Consider the following 12,967-nt stretch of genomic DNA (forward strand, 5'->3'; position numbering starts at 1 on the left):
ATACACCACATGGTCTGTAAATTTAAACCCAGAACATCATGAAAGGATGTCACATCATGACTTCCACCAGAACCGATTCTTCCAGCGAACAACATCACGGGTCCCTCCTGCAGATGGTCCGTTCCATTCCGGGTGCTGCCCGGGAAATCTGGCGTGGCAAACAGGCTGCATGGCAAGCTTCTGCACAGCTTCGTCACCCTTTGCGTGACATCGAGTGGGATACAGATACGGCAGCTGCCTTACAGTCTGAGGTGGAGCGTTTGTTACCTGCCAGCAGCAAGTCTTTTGCACGCACGGACCAGGTTCAAAGCGCACTCGTCTGCGAAGAAGATTGCATCATCTTGGAAGAGATTAAGACACTGACCCAGGAGCACAATCGGAGTAATATCACCCGCACGGCAGCCTATCTGGAATGTTATGAGCAATATCCCGAACTGCATTGGGCACTGCTGGCCCATATGGTCTCTCGTAACGGCGGATATCACATGACAGATCTTCAGAGTGACTTAATGCATAATCTACAGAATCAAAGCGATCGCGAGCATATGTACCGACTGCTGGAGCGGTGCAATGCACTCATTTTCCAGGATGCCTATCCCCAGCTTCTGCTGTATATGAACAGTCGCCGGATCGGACGAAGCTGTTTCCATCTCTTGTCGCACTTTCACGTATCGGCGTTTATGACACCGTTTTGGGAACGCTTTTGGCTGGAACGATGCAGTTCACTGCTTAGTGTGGCATTAATTATCAATGAGCAGAACTATATCGAGAGCCGGGTGGTGCAGCATCCTTATTTTCAAAAAGAAGTACTATCCAAACCCGCATTCCATCTGCATAATCTGGCCGGTCTGAATCATATCGTCTTTCCTCTTGGACGGGGAGCAGGACTCGCAGGACGCGTCATTGAACATTTTGGCAAATTGGATGAGCGGATCCTGTTTGGCAAAGGCCTATATGCCCTGTTGTTTGGCGTAGAGCAAGTACACACACAAGTGTTGGAGTTCGCACGTTTGGTTCCCCATCGTGGCTCGCGCGCTGAATATTGGCCTGGCCTGTTTACCCAGCGTGAAGACGAGGCGGGTGAACATACATTATACGCTCAGGCGTTACTGGATGAGGAATGGCTTCCAGAAGGGCAACGATTATATAGTCCGGAACTGCTTTCCGTATGGGGGGACACGCCTTATGAACCAATCACCAGACAGGACTGGCTTCAGACTCGAGATTGTCTCGGTTATCTGACGGCACCGCGTCGGCCATGGCTGTTTGAGATGAGTCACGAACACCGGTATGGCATGCTGAAAACAGCACTGGCTCATGATGCTAAAGCCATCACACACTAATGCTAAAGACCACATAGAGCAGGCAAAGACGGGTGATGTGAATACCCCGATGTACCGCTAATGCTTGCTTGCGAGGCTAATGTCGAGCTCAGTCGATCAGCTCATTTTAACTATACAAAAAGCCCTGTCCGCTTCAATAGCAGACAGAGCTTGTATCCTATTATCACAAAATATTAATGCTTGAATGATGCTCCTTGCATGTTTAACCTCTTTGCCCAGCTCCACGTTGAAGACGCATAAGTGGACGAAGAATTTTTTGCAGAATACGAGGGTAACTGCCCAGTTCGTCCTTGCGCAGTACACGCAGCACAACCATGAGAACCAGATACACCACAACAACAAGCACACCAACCACAAGGCAGGTAAACAAGAAGGATACACGCGCTGGCAGGAACAGTCCAAAGATCGTATTGCCAATCCAGTTCGTTGCAAATCCTACACCTGCTGCAAGCAACACTGTAATGATAAATCCTTTCCAACGATCTCCCATGATGGAGAAATCAACGATTTTGCGAAGGACCCGCAAATTCAGGTACGTGATGACCAGGAAACAAAGGGCTGTTGCAATGATGATGCCGTAAATGCCAAAGATCGGCGCCAGAATCAGACTTGCGATCAGTTTGATCACAACACCTGCTGCGACACTGATCATCGTAATCCGCGGTTTCCCTACCCCGAGTAAAATGGAGTTGGTGGTCATCATCGTAATCTGGAAAATAGTACCGAATGTCAGCAAGGCAATGATCGGTGTTCCATCCAGATTGCTAAACAGCAATCCGTTGACCGAATATGCTGCCGCACAAAGTGCAATGACAATCGGCATACCTGTCAGAATCGAAATGCGCAAGGCAAGTGTAACCTGACTTTTCAGATGCGCTTCATCCTTGCGGGCAAATGCTGCCGATATGACAGGCACCAATGATTGACTCAAAGCGATCGCCAGAATCGGAGGAATACCCGCAATACTTTGGGCTTTCGCACCCAGGATCGCAAGTACACCAGTCGCTTCTTCGAGTCCGATCTGGCCACTAAGCAGTGGTACCACAAGGGATGAGTCGATGAAGTTAATGGCTGGAACCGCAAGTGAAGACAGCACAATTGGAATAGACAGCTTGAAGATATCACTGTAGATACCTCGCATTGGTAACTGCTCTGCACGCTCGTAATTCAATTGGGCAGCACGGTCGCTACGACGCAGCTTCAAGGTGAAGTACAACATGACTCCGAAGGCACCCACACTTCCTAATACCCCACCAAATGAGGCACCCGCAGCAATCGTCTGGTCATCATAATTCCATTGCAGCATGACATAAGCCACGATAATGGCTGTACCTACACGGGCGAACTGTTCCACAATCTGTGAAATACCACCCGCTGTCATATTGCCGCGTCCCTGGAAATATCCACGCATCATCGCAATGGCCGGGAACAGCAGCAAGGCTGGAGCCAAGGCGCGAATGGCGCTGACCGACTCCGGTACTTTGGAGATATACGTAGCATAATAAGGTGCCGCGAACCACAATAAAGCAGACATGACTACCCCGGCAACAGCCGCAAAGATCAGGGCTGCACGGTAGATCTGTTGAGCTTCACCCGCGCGTCCGAGCGCATAGCGTTCCGATACCATTTTACTTAGAGTACTCGGTATGCCCGCCGTTGCTACAGTTAACAGCATTAAATAAACCGTATTGGAGATGGTAAACGATGCGTTACCGATATCGCCGAGGATATGCTCCAGCGGCACCCGTTGAACCAATCCGAGTACTCTTGCGATCAGCGCAGCGGCCGCCAGTATGAGCGTACCCCTAATGAATGTTTCTTTCTTAGACAAACGAATTCCCCTTCTTTCCTCCACACCGGACGTGCATCCCGTTGAAGCTAATCCTGAACGTTTAGGCGAATCTTACCACCCAGATAATAAACAGAACAATCATGACGATTTGCAAAATAATTTTCATCACAGTACTCGTAAATAGCCCCACGACGGAACCAAATCCAACTTTCGACGCTTTGGAAGGTGAAGACCCTCCGATCAGTTCCCCGATAAAAGCACCGATAAATGGTCCCAGTACCAGTCCAAATGCCGGAATGACAAATGGACCAATGATAACACCAATGGTACTCAGCGTGGTCGATAACTTGGAGCCACCGAACTTCTTCACACCCCATGCGCTGACGACATAATCAGCCACAAACAACACAACAACAATCAGAATCTGAATGATCCAGAACCACACACCAAACGGATCAAAGCTGAAGAACCAGCCGTAGACCAGAAACGCAAAGAAAATCGCTACAGCACCAGGCAATATGGGATATACCGTTCCAGCCATCCCCACTGCAAACAGCAGCACAATTAAAATCCAGGCAATGGTTGCGAGCAAAGGTTACTCCCCCTTCAAAATATGTTCACGGATCACTTCAACAATACCGTCTTCATTGTTACTCGCTACGATCAGATCAGCCGCTTCCTTGACCTGCTCCTGCGCATTGCCCATTGCTACACCCAGACCCACCGCCTCAATGACAGCCAGATCATTCAGACTGTCTCCGACAGCAACAACTTCGGACATCTCGATACCCAGCAGTTTGCAAACCTCAGCTACACCACTGGCTTTGGATATTCCAGCAGGGTTGATCTCGATATTAACAGGTGAAGAATTCGTCATCTGCAGACCACCCATTTGTTGCAGTTCCATCATGATCTGGTGACGAGCTTCATCCACTTCGGTATTAAAGCCGAATTTCAACCATTCCAGACCTTCAATATTGTCCGTCCAACGGTCACGGTTGAACAGCTCTTCCACGGAGTATGCCCAGTACCAGCTGTTATATTTCTCACCGATTTCCTGCATTTTACGAATCAATGCCGGGTCCATCAGATGACGCATATGCAGATCATGCGGTGCTTTCCAGACTTCACTACCGTTAACGGTTACCATCGGTGTCTCCAGCCCAAGCTGGACCGCATAAGGCATCGCATGGAATACGGCTCTTCCCGTAGAAAGGCACACATGTACACCCCGACGAATGGCAATCTGAATCCACTTGGCGGTCTCCTGTGTAATTTCATGATTATCGTTAAGTAATGTTCCATCCATATCCAATGCAAGCAATTTGTATTTCAGTTCACTCATACAGTAGTTCCTCCTAGGTTGTCTCTCTATTTCTCCCTAATTTTAAACTCACAACAAGATCGCCCGGCATCTGTAAAAACGGACGCTCCGGACGTCACAGCTAACGACATTTTAACACAGATCGTCGACCTGCAACAAAATAACCCGCTCAGGATTAAACTTCGAAGTTATTACATTTTATGTAATATATAATTTCCTAAATAAAAAAACGATCCATCTCCTACAGATGAACCGCTTTTAGCTTAACCTTAGTCAATCTGCCTATTTCCCTGCCTAACCTGTAGCCAAGATTAAATCCAATTATCCCCTGTCCGCTCCTCTGTCTGGCTTGGATACTGCAAACAAGGATTGGGACATCAAATTCATGGTTTGTTTATATACGCTATGGGCTGCCTTTACATCACCAAGGAACCCGCTCATATGCAGGTGGATTACACCGTGCAGCGATGCCCATATAGTACTGACAAGAGTTTCGGTCTCTTGCTGGTCCGAAATCTGTCCTTGCTTCTGGGCAGTGCTAATTAGAATCAGCAAGCGGTGTATGGCAGTCATCGTTCCCTGCATACTCTCTGCATCCGGCTTGAACTCTGCAAAAGCCCCTCCGAACATCAGCTTATAGTAGCTAATATAATCCTGCGCAAACTGCCAGAAGGCTTCCCCCAAATCCAGTAAATGCTGCGAGAAGTCAGAGGACGGCGGCACTTCTTCCATACGCGTGGCGAGCAATTTGCAGCCCTCCAGATACAACTGCTGGGCCAGACCCTCTTTATTGACAAACAAACTGTAAATGATCTTGGTGGAGCAGCCCATCTTTTGCGATACTCTGCGTACAGTAACAGCCTCCGGCCCTTCATCCTGCAAAATGGTTGCAGCCGCATCAACCACAAGCTTACGGAGATTTTCCGTGTTTTGCAGGCGAGCTTGCTGATATGTTTTTAATGCCCGCCCCTTGGATAGTGAGGGTTTGTCTACGTTACTGATAAGGATCACCTTCATTTAGTTATCACGTTTCTGACCGGAAACAAAGTTTCCGACTTCTAACAGGCATTCTAACCATTAGCAGAAAAGTTGTCAATGAAGTCATGATAAAAAAAAGAATTTGACACAATCGTTTTCTTTTGGTTACTATGATTCTTATAGGAAACAACGTTACCGAGAATGGTCATAAGTTCATTTTTATTTTTTTGGAGTTTCGGTAACGTTGTTCCCCAAAAGAAACAGTGTATTTAGGAGGATTAATATGTCAACAGAACAAAAACAACGCAAACGCTCCACTTGTCAACAAATTCGTAAATGGAGCCTGACTCTGCTAGGGGTAATTGTGCTGGGAATCGTTGTATTCCTGCTAATGCCCGCCCCGGTAGAACCCGCTGTTTGGTCTGCACCTGCTGCTCCTTCTTTTGAGAAGGAGGGTCCCTGGAAAGAGAACAACAAACTTAGCTCCGCTGAATTGGTTACCGACCGCGCGAAGTTCCCGGAATTTATCACTTTTGACAAAGAAGGGCGACTGTATACGGGTGACTCCGACGGCAAAATCTACAGAGTAACCTTTGACGCCGAAGACAAGGCACAGCCAGCAGAGGTATTCGCTGATACCCATGGAACACCTAACGGCCTAAAATTTGATGCTGCCGGAAATTTGATTGTGGCGGATATTCAGAAAGGGCTCCTGTCCATTGACCCGAACGGAAACATCGAAGTACTAACCACTGAAGTAGATGGGGGGCCGATCTACCTGGCGAACGAACTGGACATCGCGCAAGACGGATCGATTTATTTCTCCGATACCTCTAACTATGGCAAAGTCATGTTCAAAGAAATTGCCGAGAATAAACCGCATGGACGATTGTTGAAATATGATCCACTGACCAAGCAGACGACCGTTCTGCTTAAGGATTTATATTTTGCCAATGGGGTGGTACTGTCTGCCGAAGAAGACTTCGTGCTAGTCGCAGAATCGTATCATTACCAGTTGACCAGGTACTGGTTGAAGGGTCCCAAACAAGGCACCTCTGATATTTTTGCGGAGAATCTGGCTGGGTTTCCGGACAATATCACCCGTGACGCAGAGGGACACTTCTGGGTAGGGGTATTCACAACCCGTCTGTCTTTTGCCGATTACATGCATAGTCACCCTTGGTTAGCAGCGACGATGTCCAAAGTTCCACAGTCCTTGTTAAATGGAGCCAGTGCCCCAGTGAAACACGGACTTGTTGCAGAATATGGACCAGAAGGAGAGCTTATTCGTAGTTGGCATGATCCAGAAGGAACATTGTATGGCATCACCACGGCCGTAAACCAAGGGAAATATGTGTATCTCGGAACCGCACCGGGAGGAAGCCAAGGGGTTCATCGGGTGCCTTTGAAACCGTAAGGATTGTTATATTCATCTACCTCGTTGCCACCTTTAGGCATCCCAATAGCAGCTCACTCCAGCAGGAGGGGCTGCTATTGAATTTTTCTTAGTTCACATTCCAATCATAAAAAACCGCCTGGAAAGCAGGCGGCTAACAATCTCTACGAATTACCTTGCCGCGAATTTGCGACGAGCGTAACGGAATACGATGCCATGTTTCGGTGACAGCAGCAGTGCAAGAACAAACAGAATTCCAGCAACAGCTACCATGCAGCCCGCAATGGAAGCATCCAGGGCGTATGCCATGATGTAACCTCCAACCGAAGATGCTGCTCCGATTAGGACGGCATACAGAATCATTTTGCCCAGACGATCAGTGAGCAGGTAAGCCGTCGCCGCTGGTACGATCAGCATGCCCACCACGAGAATCGAACCAACACTTTCAAATGAAGCTACGGACGTCATCGAAACAAGTCCCATGAGCAGATAGTGGAACAGCACTACTGGAATGCCGCAGGCCGCAGCCAGCGCCGGATCGAAGGCACACAGCTTGAACTGTTTGTAGAACAGCCCAATAACGACGAGGATGACTAGCAAAGTGATACCCAGCATCCAGACTGCCCTCGGACCGACATCGGTACCTCCAAGGGTTAGTGTATCCCACTGTACATAAGCGATCTCTCCGAACAAGACACAGTCCAGATCCAGATCAATATGCTGGGCGTTCAAACTAATCAGAATGACTCCTACTGCGAAAAGTGCTGTAAACACAATTCCGATCGAGGCATCAGACGACAGTCCACCTGCCTGCAAACTCTGTATGAAGAACACCGTCAGTAATCCAAACACCGTTGCGCCGAGCAGCATCCATAACGAATCTCTGGAACCGCTCCACAGGAAAGCAATCGCGATACCGGGGAGAACCGCATGGCTGATCGCATCACCAACCAGAGCCATTCGCCGCAGAATCAGAAAACAACCCAGAATGGCGCAGGCGGAAGAAACCAATACGGCCGTCAAAATAATCCAAAACGTTGCCATTACATCTCCCCCCGTTCCTGCTGATTTCGCTGTGCGGCGAGAATCTGAAGTGTAGCTCGCTCTTCACGCATATATGCCGACTTTGCCTGAATACTTCGCAACCGTCGAGCTAAAAGTCCACGACGTGGAGCCAACAAAGCTGATCCGGCAAACAATACCGTAGCCGCAAGAACCGTTACAGGTCCTGTCGGCAGATTAGGTACAAGCGTACTGAAGATGGTTCCTGTTGCTCCGCTCAATGCACCAAATATGCCAGCGAGCAACACCATGAGTGCGAGTGAGTCAGTCCAGCAACGTGCAGCTGCTGCCGGAGTTACCAGCAAGGCCGCAACAAGCACGACACCAACGGCCTGAATCCCGGCCACCACCGCGATCACCGTTAGGAGCAAAATGAGTTGCTCCAACATCGCAACTGGCAGTCCCATACCACGTGCAAAGCCCGGGTCAAAACTCACCAGTTTGAATTCCTTGAACCAGACAAGACAGGCAATCAGTAATATGAGACATACACCCCCCATGACATATACATCCGTCATGACCATGGATGCCGCCTGTCCAAACAAATATTTATCGAGTCCGCTTTGACTTCCACTCGCCCCATGCTGAATGCGCGTAAGCATGACTACGCCAACCCCGAAAAATACGGTCAGCACGATCCCCATCGCCGCATCCTGCTTGATCCGGGAGTAACGTGTAATCCACGAAATTCCAAATGTAGCCACAATGCCAGACACCAGAGCACCGAACAGAAATAAGCCTACGGACTTCGTTTCCGTTAACATAAACGCAATACAGATTCCGGGCAGAGCAGCATGAGCAAGGGTGTCCCCCATCAGGCTCTGTTTACGAAGAAAGGTGAAGGAGCCAATAATTCCGCTACTGAATCCTAACAACAGACAGCCAAGCAATATCCAACGTGTATTGGGGTCAGATAAGATGGCAATGATCCAGTTCCACATGCACTACACCTGGCCTTTCTCCGTCCGGCTTCCGATCATCGCAATCCGGCCTCCGTACGTCTCTTGCAGTGTATCCGGTACAAATACTTCACTTGTCGGTCCGCCAGCCACCAGTCGTCCATTGAGCAGCAGCACATGGTCGAAGTATTCCTCAACTGTCGCCAGATCATGGTGAACGACCAGTACCGTCTTGCCTTGTTTCTTCAGCTGTTCCAGAAGTAAAATGATAGCTTTCTCCGTTGTAGCATCCACACCTGCAAACGGCTCATCCATGAAATAAAGATCTGCGTCCTGCACCAGTGCCCGTGCCAGAAAGACACGCTGCTGCTGTCCACCGGACAGCTGACTGATCTGGCGGTACATGTAGTCGCCCATGCCTACTTGCTCCAGGCAGTGTGCCGCCAAGTCCCGCTCCTTTTTCCCCGGACGACGGAACCAGCCCAGATGACCATACCGTCCCATCATCACCACATCGAGCGCATGTGTAGGGAAATCCCAGTCCACCGATTCCCGTTGGGGCACATAACCGATGCGGCGACGTTGCTCCCTGTACGATTGTCCGAAGATCCGTACCTCACCATGCATCTTCGGTACCAGTCCCAGAACCGCTTTGATCAGTGTTGATTTCCCTGCACCATTTGGTCCGAGAATTCCGATGAGCTGTCCTTCCGGAATATCGAAGGATACGCTGCTAAGCACCGGCTTTTTGTGATACGCAACGGCCAGATCCCTCACACTGAGAGGAGCCGATGTTGGCTGCGTTCCCTGCAAGTGACTATTGTTCAGTTTCTTAGGAGTTTGTTCCAATAAAGTTGTATCTTCCATAATCCTGTAACTCCTCTCTTCATGTGATTCATTATTTCAGTGCTTCTACAATCGTCTCAACATTGTGGCGAATCATACCGATGTATGTGCCTTCTTCCGTTCCCTCAGCCCCCATGGCATCCGAGAACAGTTCTCCGCCAATGCTGACCGTATGGCCTTTTTGAGCTGCTCCGGCAATGATGGCTTCCATCGCTTTTGCAGGTACACTCGATTCAACAAATACTGCTTTGATATGGTTATCTACGAGATAATCCCGCAGTTCGCTAACATCTTTTGCACCATATTCGGCTGCTGTACTGATGCCCTGAAGCCCCATCACTTTCATGCCATAAGCCTGACCGAAATATCCAAATGCATCATGCGCCGTAACCAATACCCGGCTTGCTTCCGGAATCTCCAGAATCTTCTCACGCACCTCGGCATCCAGTGCTTCGAGCTTCGCCAGATACGCCTCTGCCTGAGCCTTGTACTCTTCCGCATGGCCCGGGTCCGCCTCCACGAGCGTATCGCGTACGGCTTCTGCCGCATGCATCCAGTGGCTGACGTTAAACCAGACGTGTGGATCATATTCGGTGCCGCCTGTATCTTTGCCTGAGTGTAACTCCTCGACTGGAATAGTCTCTGTAACAGCAGTAACCAGCTTGCTTGAGGACATTTTCTCCAAAATGTCTGTCATTTTGCCTTCAAGATGCAGTCCATTATAGAAAATGACTTTTGCTTGTTCCAGCTTGCGAATATCACCTTGGGATGCCTTGTACAAGTGGGGATCAACTCCCGGGCCCATTAGCCCGGTAACATCAACATATACCCCGCCTACCTCACGTGCTACATCAGCGATCATTCCCGTTGTAGCGGTTACTTGTAACTTGCCACCACTGCTCGTCTCTGCATCACTGGAACATGCCGTAAGTACAATAACCAGAACCAGAGCCGCTAGCGTAATGACCCCCCTCTGAATACTCCTCATTTTCACCATTAACAATTCAATCGTCCCCTTTCCCTCTCCTAAAATACTTGTCTACATCTAATTTTGTTGTACAAGGTATTAAATTTTAATCAAGACTAATAATGTTTCCCTTGTGCAAATTTTATCCGAAGCCAAAAAAAAAGGCAAGGGATTATTTCCCCTGCCTGTCCAAATATATTTAATTCACTTCATAAACCTTTCGGTCACGATGTTAAAAGAGCTAACTTCCGCGAGGTTCTTTTGCATTACTCTTTGTCTTTTCCTTCGTCTTTCTTACCTTTCGGCGTTCCATCGAGACCATACACTTCATCATATGCATCGAAAATTTTACGTGCAATCGGTGAAGCACTGACTGACCCGAATCCACCTTCCGGTACAACAACAGCTACAGCAAGCTTCGGATTATCTCGTGGTGCAAAGGCAATAAATACACCATTCTCTTTTTTGTTCGGTCCGGTCCCCTGCTCTGATGTTCCTGTTTTCCGTGCATAATCGTATGGGAAACCGTCAAATGAACTTACTTTGGTAACCATACCTTTGTGCACTTCATTCCAGTGCGCATCGGCAAAATCAACTTCATTGAGCACCTTAGGTTTGATCTCTTTCACCACATTACCGTCCGCGTCACGAATTTCCTTCACCAGATGTGGTTCCATCCGTTTACCCTTATTCGCAAGCATCGTGGTATATTGGGCGAGTTGCATCGTGGTGTACTTGGCTTGTTGTCCAAAGGAGGCAAATGCCAAACGTGTTAGAGCTGATTCATGATCCTTTTTATATTCCAGTGTACCCAGGTATTCACTTGGTAAATCTACTCCCGTAGACACACCCAAGCCAAATTCCTGCATGTGTTTGTGCCAGACATCGATGCCTTTCTCTGAGCCATAATTACGTAACAAACGTTTACCCACCATATCAATCATGAAGGCATTGGAGGATTTCTCAATCGCTCTTCTCGCCGTAATAGAACCATTATACGCAGAATGCGAGTTCTTCACTTGTCGCCCGTCTTTCCCCAAAACCGCATATCCCTGATCATGATAGGTCTCTCCTGCTGTAAATAATCCCTCTTTTAATCCAATAAGCACACTTAGCGGCTTGATTACTGATCCAAGGAGTACAACGGATTCCGCCCGACTAGGCTTGGCATCATTCGGTGGGAACGACTCAGTGGTTCCGTTCCGGAATACATATTTGATTTTGTCATAATCCCAATCGTTCGGATCATAATCTGGCATACTTGCCATAGCTACCACATTCCCCGTATCCACTTCCATGGCTACTGCGTATCCGGTAATTGCCTTGGGAAGTCTGCGCAATTCGTCCGTTATCGCCTCTTGTGCAGCCATCTGAATTTCCTTGTTAATGGTGGAAACCAGACTGTAGCCTTTCTCCGGTGGTGTTTGTAACATCGTCCCATCTGGCAGATTACGTGCGTCAATATCAATGGACTGATATCCGCTTCGTCCACGGAGTTCTTCCTGATATTGAAGCTCTAGCCCATCGAAGCCAACCTTCTCTTCTTCATGGTACACAAGACCAGGATCACGCTGGGTACTTGCCCCCTCGCGAATTGCCTTATATTTGGCAATGGAATCTGGTGCCCGTTTGAACTCTCTTGTGTAACCGACAACCTGAACCGCTACGCCATCCGGGTCATATTTTCTTATGTTTTCTTCCAGCACCATAACACCTGGATATTCTGCTTTTTTCTCCATAAAAAAGGCAATTTCTTTAGTCGATAGATCCGACTTCACAAGCCTCGGCACATACCCGAACGTTTTCTGGTAATCCAGATCCAATCGTTTGATGATCTCTTCCGCATCCGGCTGCTCTTTGTCCCCTGGATTAAACTGCTTAAACACAGCCGCCAGATCATGAGCCAGTTCCTCTGCCTCCTGTCTACGTTCATCATTCCGATAATCCTCATATAACAGCACATACAGGGACTGTACAGGTTCGGAATAAGCGAGCGCGACTTCCCCTGTCGCATCATAGATGGGACCACGAACAGGTGCGAGTGGAATGTCTTTGGTATTACGACTCGTTTCCATATACGTCAGTTCAGGACCCTCCACAAATTGCACAAAGGCTAATCTGAAAATAAGGATACTGAATATGACAAATGCCGCGAAAAAAAACAGATTCAGCCTTGCGGTGGAAGGCTTGTTGACGGGTGTATCTTCTTCAGTCATGGGTTTCTTCCTCAATCGGTTAAACATGTTTTAAGCCTCTCCCGTTCCTCTATAAAAATAAAATATTTAATCCGTCTTGTGAACGTGTTCAATCCATATTTAATCCTTTCTCATACAAGTCTACCAAAGGTTAGCTGTCACGTC

The 12,967-nt window shown here is 48.3% G+C and carries 11 protein-coding genes; 2 read left to right on the forward strand and 9 right to left on the reverse strand.

The window, feature by feature from the left end; translation table 11 throughout:
- Window positions 1-56 precede the first annotated feature (56 nt).
- The gene (locus MKY66_RS24680; protein WP_076211037.1) at window positions 57-1,343 is read left to right on the forward strand and encodes a DUF2515 family protein; all 1,287 of its coding nucleotides are present in this window, start codon (window positions 57-59) and stop codon (window positions 1,341-1,343) included.
- A gap of 202 nt (window positions 1,344-1,545) precedes the next feature.
- On the opposite strand, the gene MKY66_RS24685 is transcribed toward MKY66_RS24680, so the two are convergent.
- The 4 genes from MKY66_RS24685 to MKY66_RS24700 all read right to left on the reverse strand — a co-directional run bounded on the left by MKY66_RS24685 (window position 1,546) and on the right by MKY66_RS24700 (window position 5,476).
- A complete protein-coding gene (locus tag MKY66_RS24685) occupies window positions 1,546-3,174 on the reverse strand; it encodes a polysaccharide biosynthesis protein (protein WP_076211035.1) in 1,629 nt (542 codons plus the stop codon).
- A gap of 61 nt (window positions 3,175-3,235) precedes the next feature.
- Window positions 3,236-3,676 (reverse strand): DUF456 domain-containing protein, encoded by a 441-nt coding sequence (locus tag MKY66_RS24690; RefSeq protein ID WP_047841365.1) that lies wholly within the window; start codon window positions 3,674-3,676, stop codon window positions 3,236-3,238.
- Between the two features lie 54 nt (window positions 3,677-3,730).
- On the reverse strand, window positions 3,731-4,480 hold the full coding sequence (locus MKY66_RS24695; RefSeq protein WP_076211034.1) for a Cof-type HAD-IIB family hydrolase: 750 nt from the start codon (window positions 4,478-4,480) through the stop codon (window positions 3,731-3,733).
- A 300-nt stretch (window positions 4,481-4,780) separates the two neighbouring features.
- A complete protein-coding gene (locus MKY66_RS24700; RefSeq protein ID WP_143760316.1) occupies window positions 4,781-5,476 on the reverse strand; it encodes a TetR/AcrR family transcriptional regulator in 696 nt (231 codons plus the stop codon).
- A 244-nt stretch (window positions 5,477-5,720) separates the two neighbouring features.
- Here MKY66_RS24700 and MKY66_RS24705 point away from each other — a divergent pair, with 244 nt between their 5' ends.
- On the forward strand, window positions 5,721-6,854 hold the full coding sequence (locus MKY66_RS24705; RefSeq protein WP_083657048.1) for an SMP-30/gluconolactonase/LRE family protein: 1,134 nt from the start codon (window positions 5,721-5,723) through the stop codon (window positions 6,852-6,854).
- 150 nt (window positions 6,855-7,004) lie between these two features.
- Here the strand turns inward: MKY66_RS24705 and MKY66_RS24710 are convergent, their stop codons facing one another.
- From MKY66_RS24710 to MKY66_RS24730, 5 genes are all read right to left on the reverse strand, one after another.
- Window positions 7,005-7,877 (reverse strand): metal ABC transporter permease, encoded by an 873-nt coding sequence (locus tag MKY66_RS24710; RefSeq protein ID WP_047841304.1) that lies wholly within the window; start codon window positions 7,875-7,877, stop codon window positions 7,005-7,007.
- On the reverse strand, window positions 7,877-8,836 hold the full coding sequence (locus MKY66_RS24715; RefSeq protein WP_076211032.1) for a metal ABC transporter permease: 960 nt from the start codon (window positions 8,834-8,836) through the stop codon (window positions 7,877-7,879). Before MKY66_RS24715 ends, MKY66_RS24710 begins: the two co-directional genes overlap by 1 nt.
- 3 nt (window positions 8,837-8,839) lie before the next feature.
- Window positions 8,840-9,661: a metal ABC transporter ATP-binding protein gene (locus MKY66_RS24720; protein ID WP_256704226.1), complete on the reverse strand. Its 822-nt coding sequence runs from the start codon at window positions 9,659-9,661 to the stop codon at window positions 8,840-8,842.
- Between the two features lie 31 nt (window positions 9,662-9,692).
- Complete coding sequence (locus MKY66_RS24725; RefSeq protein ID WP_076211030.1) at window positions 9,693-10,637, reverse strand: zinc ABC transporter substrate-binding protein; 945 nt, start codon at window positions 10,635-10,637, stop codon at window positions 9,693-9,695.
- A 236-nt stretch (window positions 10,638-10,873) separates the two neighbouring features.
- The gene (locus MKY66_RS24730) at window positions 10,874-12,823 is read right to left on the reverse strand and encodes a penicillin-binding protein 2 (RefSeq protein WP_179088519.1); all 1,950 of its coding nucleotides are present in this window, start codon (window positions 12,821-12,823) and stop codon (window positions 10,874-10,876) included.
- Between the last annotated feature and the right edge of the window lie 144 nt (window positions 12,824-12,967).

It is taken from the genome of Paenibacillus sp. FSL R5-0766 (assembly GCF_037971845.1).
In the GTDB taxonomy this organism is placed as follows: Bacteria; Bacillota; Bacilli; order Paenibacillales; family Paenibacillaceae; genus Paenibacillus.

Coding starts and splice junctions, on each gene's coding strand:
- MKY66_RS24680 (WP_076211037.1), top strand. CDS start 57: ATGACTTCCACCAGAACCGATTCTTCCAGCGAACAACATCACGGGTCC.
- MKY66_RS24690 (WP_047841365.1), bottom strand. CDS start 3,676: ATGGCTGGAACGGTATATCCCATATTGCCTGGTGCTGTAGCGATTTTC.
- MKY66_RS24695 (WP_076211034.1), bottom strand. CDS start 4,480: ATGAGTGAACTGAAATACAAATTGCTTGCATTGGATATGGATGGAACA.
- MKY66_RS24700 (WP_143760316.1), bottom strand. CDS start 5,476: ATGAAGGTGATCCTTATCAGTAACGTAGACAAACCCTCACTATCCAAG.
- MKY66_RS24705 (WP_083657048.1), top strand. CDS start 5,721: ATGTCAACAGAACAAAAACAACGCAAACGCTCCACTTGTCAACAAATT.
- MKY66_RS24710 (WP_047841304.1), bottom strand. CDS start 7,877: ATGGCAACGTTTTGGATTATTTTGACGGCCGTATTGGTTTCTTCCGCC.
- MKY66_RS24715 (WP_076211032.1), bottom strand. CDS start 8,836: ATGTGGAACTGGATCATTGCCATCTTATCTGACCCCAATACACGTTGG.
- MKY66_RS24720 (WP_256704226.1), bottom strand. CDS start 9,661: ATGGAAGATACAACTTTATTGGAACAAACTCCTAAGAAACTGAACAAT.
- MKY66_RS24725 (WP_076211030.1), bottom strand. CDS start 10,637: ATGGTGAAAATGAGGAGTATTCAGAGGGGGGTCATTACGCTAGCGGCT.
- MKY66_RS24730 (WP_179088519.1), bottom strand. CDS start 12,823: ATGACTGAAGAAGATACACCCGTCAACAAGCCTTCCACCGCAAGGCTG.